The organism is Ruegeria marina, from assembly GCF_900101475.1.
Lineage (GTDB): Bacteria > Pseudomonadota > Alphaproteobacteria > Rhodobacterales > Rhodobacteraceae > Ruegeria_B > Ruegeria_B marina.
Genome location: NZ_FMZV01000042.1, coordinates 1 through 6,564 on the forward strand (window position 1 = coordinate 1; position 6,564 = coordinate 6,564).

A 6,564-nucleotide genomic window follows, 5' to 3' on the forward strand; every position below is an offset into this window, starting at 1 on the left:
TCAGCTTGTCCAACGTCAGATCAGAAACAGCTTTGCGAAGCCGCTCGTTCTCTTTCTGAAGCCTCTTCAGTTCCTTCAATTGGTCAGCGCCCATTCCACCGTACTTCTTCTTCCAGCGGTAGTAGGTCTGTTCAGTCACGCCAATCTGCCGGATCGCATCCAGACGCGGCATGCCTTGCCCTGTCAGAACCTCAACTTGCCGTAACTTCGTGACAATTTCCGCGGGCTTCGGTCGCTTGTTGGCCATGTGTTTCCTCCGTTTTCCTAAACATAGCGGAGGACCACTTCAGCGGGGGAAGACCACCCGATGCGGACAGGAAACTCGCCAATTTGGAACGTGGCTCTTCAGGAATAGCTCAAGAACCGTGACTTGCCGAACATCTTGCGATGTTCCGCAGGAGTCAGTCCGGTCTTGCGCTTGAATAACTTCCTGAACGACGGCGTATCAACATAACCTACTGCCTCTCCAACATCTGCTATCGGTATGTCCGTGGTTTCAAGCAGCTGCCGTGCTTCTTCAATTCGCAAGGCTAAAACGTAGTCTTGCGGCGACTTGTTGGTCGCTTTGCGGAAGCGTCGCGCGAATGTAGTGGGCGGCAATCCGGAACGGTCTGTCATTTCGCCAACCGGGTTATCGATCGCGTAATGATCGGCGATCCATTCCTGGACTTGAGCAATGACCGTGTCAGCGTGAGGTGTGGTGGTGATCAACGACGTGAACGGAGCCTGAAGTTCGCCACGGTTGGCCAAAAGCCATACCTTTGCGGCGCGAACTGCTCTTTGTGTGCCTCCGTAATGCGCAATTAGGAACGTGGCAAGTTCCTGCCATCCGGTTGTCCCGCCCGACGTAACGGGGCCGCGGGACGCATCGGAAAAGCAAAGGCCGCGGTCGGTGCGTAGTCGGACGGCAGGATAGTACCGACGGAACAGGCCTTCCCAAGCCCAGTGCGTCGTAGCTTCGACCCCATTCAGGATACCTATTTCCGCCAAATAGACTGCTCCCGTACAGGCTGACATCACCCGTGTCCCGGCCATGTCGCGTTCAGCAAGCCAAGACAAGCAGGGGTGTTGAGCGGGGTCAGGCCGTTCGTGCGGTGAAAGCGTCAGCCCGGGCACAATAACGATATCGGCGCTGTCAGCGTCGTGAAATGCTTGGTCTGGCGCGATCCACACTCCACTTCCGCATCGAAACCCCTCAACATCCGGGCCAACCAGACTGACGTCAAACACTGGCTCAGGCTCATCGCCGCTCACCAGGTGTTCCCAGTCCCGGCCTGCAGCGACCAGCGTGTCATATAAACCAAACACACTGGACGCGCTGGCTTCTGGAGTTGCGATAATCTGAACTGACAATGGCATGGGCGAGTTGACCAAAAGTGGTGAATTTGGCTCCTTTTTAGGCTTTTTGCCTCTCACGCCCAACCAGAAATGTCACCAAACCTCTATGCGTTCGTGTTTCGCAGGAGGGTCGGATCTGATGAACACAGTTTGGGAACTGTTTTTTGGACGTGAATGGCTCATCTTTTCGAAGGGGGTTGCTTCAAGAAAAGACGGTCGGAAAGTTGACCAGGAAAGTAGAGCCGAAGAATGCAGAGTTTCGGAAAAGGTGTGGAACTCAGCGATTTATCTTGGGCCCGGCGGACCGCTGATGAGAGACCGCTAGCTTGCCCCGATTCCAATGTCTACTAAGTCCAAGGTTTGTTGCTGCTGTCAGCGGAGCTGCAGCGGCGACAAACCTTGGACTTGGACTTAGTAGACATTTATCCGAACCCCGGCAACTGGCGATTCCGGCCCTTTGCTGCCGTTCCCTGGAGGATTTCATTTCTGCGATGCGGCCCGCCAGATCGACCGTTCGCTGCGACAGCGGCGTCGTAGCGCGGCCCAAGGTCGGCTAGGCGGATAAATCAGTCATCCAAGCCGCACCAAACACAAGTAGGTCTGTCGACAAAAAACCTACACGTGGCCTTCAACGAGGCAACACAGGAGGCCAAGTGGTTCGCTATCAGTCCTCTGTCACGTAAGTCATGTAGCGTTGGAGTCGTCGGGCCATTGCTTCGGCGATGAGACGGTGGAAGTCCGCCGAGAAATCCCCAGGTCCGGAGTTTGCCCAAACATCTGATGCGCGGTCTATCCGGAGCAGCTCGCAGTCGGTCTCGGCCTCGACTTCGGCCGAACGGCGCGCGCCGCGGTACAAGGCAATCTCCCCGATGACGGTGCCCGGGAGAAAGCGGGCGACGACGCATTCCTGCCCGGAACCGTTGCGAAGAATGGCTCGGGCGCGCCCGGAAATCAGTACAAACAGTTCCCGCGCTTCATCCTGGTCGCAGACGATGCGCGTTCCGGCAGCAGCCGTGATCGGCTCGAAGTGCCGCAAGGGATCGAAGTCAGGATGGAGAACAGCCAACTCGTCAAGTATCGTTGCCCGATCGCGACGTCCCTCGGGTTTATCCGTCGTACAGAGAAGCGCCTCCTCGATGGCGAAGAGCGCGTCGTCGAGCGCAATCTGCGCCTTGATCGCGCTGCTGTCCCGCGCACCGACAGCCTTGAGCATCGCCGTTACCCTCGGCCGCGCGCCGGCCATTGTCAAATCGACGCCCAAGGCTGCGCACCGGCTTTGAATTTCGGCAAGGGCAAGCGCGGCCGATACGTCGAGCCCCCCGACGCGCGAAAAGTCGAGCACGATCCCGTCCGGTGGGCCGCCGGGGGCCAAGAGCTCCTGGTCGGCTATCTTTCGCAGCCGAGTGCAGGCCCCGAAGAACAGATAGCCGGTGAGTTCGAAGAGCACGATGTCCTGCCCACTGCGCGCAAGTCGCTCCATGTCGGCACCGGGGCGTTCCGTTCGGGAGGTTCGCGTGGCCAGCGTATGCCGGGCATGCAGCACGTCCACCTGGCTCGCAGCCCTGGCGAACAGCACGATCGCGGCGATGAAGCCGACAGCCATCGCCTCGAGCACGCCGACGGTCACGGCCATCGTGACCACCCCGGCGAACAGAAGGCGATCTGTCCTCGAGAGGCGCTGATGCGCGGCCTTCAGGGACGACAGCAGGAGGTCGAGTCCGAGAAAGCCGATGATCGTCGCGAAGAGGCCTCTAGGGAGGATGCTCAAAAGCTCGGCACCGAAGAGACCGACCGCCCCGCAAGTGCCGGCAGCGGCGATCGGGGCTCCGAGGCCTTTCAGTCCGACGCGCCAACCAAGGTAGGTCGTACTCACGACCGGATACCCCACGAGACCGCCCACCGCGCCGCTCGCGAGATTGGCGGCGCCGATGGCTCTGAGATCGCGGTCCATGTCAAGGGGCTGCCCGGTCGCGTAGCGCACGCCGGTCAGGTTGAGCAGTCCGCCCACGATCGTGAGTCCGACGACCGCCAGCAATACCGGAAACTCCGCGGCGATCGCGGACCAGTTCGCCGCGCCGTAAAGCATGACGGCGAGACGCGTACCCTGATCGCCGCCCGGCTCTGCCAACGTCGCTCCGCTTGCCTGCACTTCTGCCAAACCGGGCCCGGCGGCGACGACAGCGTAGAAGACCGCCAGTGTCAAGCCGACACAGACCGGTAGAAGCAGGGGCGACCGGATGCGGAGGCTGAGAAGAAAGATCAGTCCACTGGCGATAAGCCAGGGGCTCCATTGGATGAACGCGCCGACACGGAATGCCATCGAGATATTCCAGACCGTGGTCGTACGTTCGATAACCATTCCAACCGCGCCCAAAACCAGCATCATTCCGGTCGCAGCCAAAAAACCGAGCGCGACCGGATAGGGAATAGCGTGAACGACGTAGCTCATGCGCGCACGGCCGAGCAGGTAAGCGGCCGCTCCGGCAGCCACCGTGGTGACCGCGATCATCGCCAGGACAGTGCCAACAACCTCAGCCTGCGAGGCAGCGGAGAGTGTCGCCGCAACATGCGCTGCAGCGACCGACAAAAGGGCAGCCGTTACGTCCTGCGGGTGCATGACCGTCCCCCGCCACGAGAAGAGCAGGCCGCCGACGAACGCCATTACCGCGCCCGCGATCAGGGATGCGCCGACCCAGGCCTCCGCGTGCATCGCGAGATCACCCGTGAAGACGATCGCGAAGAACGAAATGCTGTAGACCACGGCCGTGGCGCCGACCAGCGCGCCGCAAGAGAGGGCTTGTAGCCAACACTTCACGGTGCGTATCGCCTTGTGCGATCGTACGTGAGGCTTGCTGGAAGGCGACGGAACAACATACAGAAAAGCTTGGCACATCCGTCTCGACGCGGAAGGTTGCAATTACTATGCTACCGTTGCAGCGGGTATCGGAAGTCATGCAATCAAAACCCCAGAACCATTCCGAAGCTGACGAGTCTTTGACGGAGCCAGCTCTTAGAAGGGCTCTATCGCGTGTGCTGCAAAGTGACGCCTTCGCCCGGACGGAACGGCTCCGCCTGCTACTGAGCCACATCGTCACCCAAACGCTCGAGCGGCGAAACGACCAGTTGCTCGGCAAGAACATCGCGGCCGATGTGTTCGGGATCGATCTCGATGACACGTCCGACATCTCGAGCGTCCGCGTCGAGATCGGACGCCTCAGGGCCCGCCTGAAACAATACTATGCAACGGAAGGTGCGACCGAACCGGTGATCATCGAGATCCCCAAGGGCGCATATTCCGCGACGTTCAAGGCCAACGAGGCGGCTTTGCGGAATGCGGCCCGCGCACCGGACCGACCATTCGATCGGGTCAGGTCGCTGTCGCGGTCGGCGCGCCTTGCCATCATCGCAGGTATCGCCGGGATCCTGGCGCTTGCAACCGGCGCGATATGGGCCACAAGTTCGACAGACGGACCGACCACCAGTCGGCCTCTGGTCGCCGTCGCACCAATCGAGAATCTTTCGGATCGGCCAGACTACATTGCGGCCGGACTTACGACCGACATCGTGAACCGCATCGCACGGTTCGACCACTTGATCGTGGTGTCGCGCGCGGCGACCGCCTCCGCAAACCGCGCAGGGGCGGCGGCGCTCTCGCTCGGGCAGAGTTTGAACGCGGACTACCAGCTCTCCGGCGCCCTGCATGACGATGTCGCGGGAATCCGGCTGACTTTCGAATTGCTAAACGTGACGGACGGCCAAGTTCTCTGGGTCGAAGAGTTTTCGCTGCCTGAGGCGGAGGAAGGCCTCTTGACGGCACGGCTCGACGCGGCGAACGCTGTGTCCCGCGCCCTCGCGACTCGTGACGGCGTGGTTCCCAAACTGATCGCGTCCGATCGTGGCGGCAGTGAGGCGCCCGACAGGACGAGCTATCTTTGCGTACTTAGGTACTACGCTTATCTTCAGCTTCGCGACCCGGAGGAGCACGCGGCTGTTCGCGAGTGTCTGGAAGATGCAACGCGAACGTCGCCGGACTACGCTGAAGTCTGGAGCGGTCTTGCGCAGATCTACCTTGACGAACGTCGCAACGCATTCCGAGAGGGGTCGGCGCCGGGCGATCCTTTGGACCGCGCCTTCGACGCCGCAGCACGCGCGGTAGAGATCGCTCCTGGCAGCGCGTCGGCCCACAGTGTGCTCGCTGCGGTGCAATACTTCCGACGCGACCTCGATGCCTTCCGCAAGGCGGCACGCCGGGCGCTTGAGCTCAATCCGAACGACCCAGACGCACACGCGTATTTCGGGCATCTCCTTTCCATGTCGGGCGAGTGGGAGGAAGGCCAGAGGCTGATCGCCGAGGCGCAGGAAATGTCGCCGATCCATCCGCCCCTTTGGCACCACTCGAAAGCTTTGGCCGCGATCCGCGACCAGAACCCCGAGCGCGCTCTCGAAGAAGCTCGACTTGGAGAGATGCCACAGTTTTACATGTCCTACGTCCTGCTCGCGGCGGCCCACGGCCACCTTGGAAACTTGGCCGGCGCAACCGAGGCTATCGAAAAACTCGAAACCATGCGCCCGGGTTACCTCGAAGCAATCAGCGGCGATCTTGAGCGGCGCTTCTTTGAACCGGCGCTGATTGACTTACTCGCGTCAGGCGTGCGCAAAGCCTACTTGCTGGCCGAGTTGCCGTAGTTCTCAGCCCCAAGCGGCGGCTGCTACGGGCTCCGAAACACCTTGCGGCAGAGCAGAGAGATCTGCGGTTCTGTTGACGCCTGAAGGTCCGTTCTGGCGGAGCGGGTCAGTCGGGCCTGCACCTGCAGAGAAGGTCCGGTGTCCGCCCTTCGTGACGGTTTCTGCGCACTTCGCCAATTCACAGTATGGGCTCGAAGCGGCCCAATGCGACCGCGGCACGCACCTTGGCTCAGACCGCGAGAAACCGGCCGTTCGTCACAAACCCCAAGTCTTTGATCTTTTGCCTTTCCCGTCGAACTCGAGACATTCGCGCTTCGGTAGGCGACATACATGTCAAGCGTCGCTAATACGGGCTCCGAGCCCGAAGCAGGCGTTCATCTGTCTGCAGGGCACCGCTATGCAGCTAATGGCTGCATTGAGCCGATTCTGTGGAAAAACATCGTGTTGCGATTGCAATAAGTGGGCGCTGGTTCAAGGCGCGAGTGCCTTTATTGTTAGGCTGTTCTCGGTTTCTGCGGTGCAGGAAAGATCTTCGCCAGT

The 6,564-nt window shown here is 60.7% G+C and carries 4 protein-coding genes; 1 reads left to right on the plus strand and 3 read right to left on the minus strand.

Translation table 11 applies throughout. The annotated features are described in order from the left end of the window. The 3 genes from BLT75_RS23820 to BLT75_RS23830 form a co-directional block, all read right to left on the minus strand. On the minus strand, positions 1 to 247 hold a 247-nt coding region (locus BLT75_RS23820; RefSeq protein WP_143028671.1), incomplete at its 3' end, for a transposase. Between the two features lie 98 nt (positions 248 to 345). Then, positions 346 to 1,359 carry a GlxA family transcriptional regulator gene (locus tag BLT75_RS23825; protein ID WP_093038218.1) on the minus strand — a complete coding sequence of 338 codons (1,014 nt, stop codon included), beginning with the start codon at positions 1,357 to 1,359 and terminating at the stop codon, positions 346 to 348. 643 nt (positions 1,360 to 2,002) lie between these two features. After that, the gene (locus BLT75_RS23830; protein ID WP_176828260.1) at positions 2,003 to 4,153 is read right to left on the minus strand and encodes a cyclic nucleotide-binding domain-containing protein; all 2,151 of its coding nucleotides are present in this window, start codon (positions 4,151 to 4,153) and stop codon (positions 2,003 to 2,005) included. Between the two features lie 215 nt (positions 4,154 to 4,368). Between BLT75_RS23830 and BLT75_RS23835 the strand changes: the two genes are divergently transcribed. Next, positions 4,369 to 6,024 carry a tetratricopeptide repeat protein gene (locus BLT75_RS23835; protein WP_093038225.1) on the plus strand — a complete coding sequence of 552 codons (1,656 nt, stop codon included), beginning with the start codon at positions 4,369 to 4,371 and terminating at the stop codon, positions 6,022 to 6,024. The last annotated feature ends 540 nt before the right edge of the window (positions 6,025 to 6,564 follow it).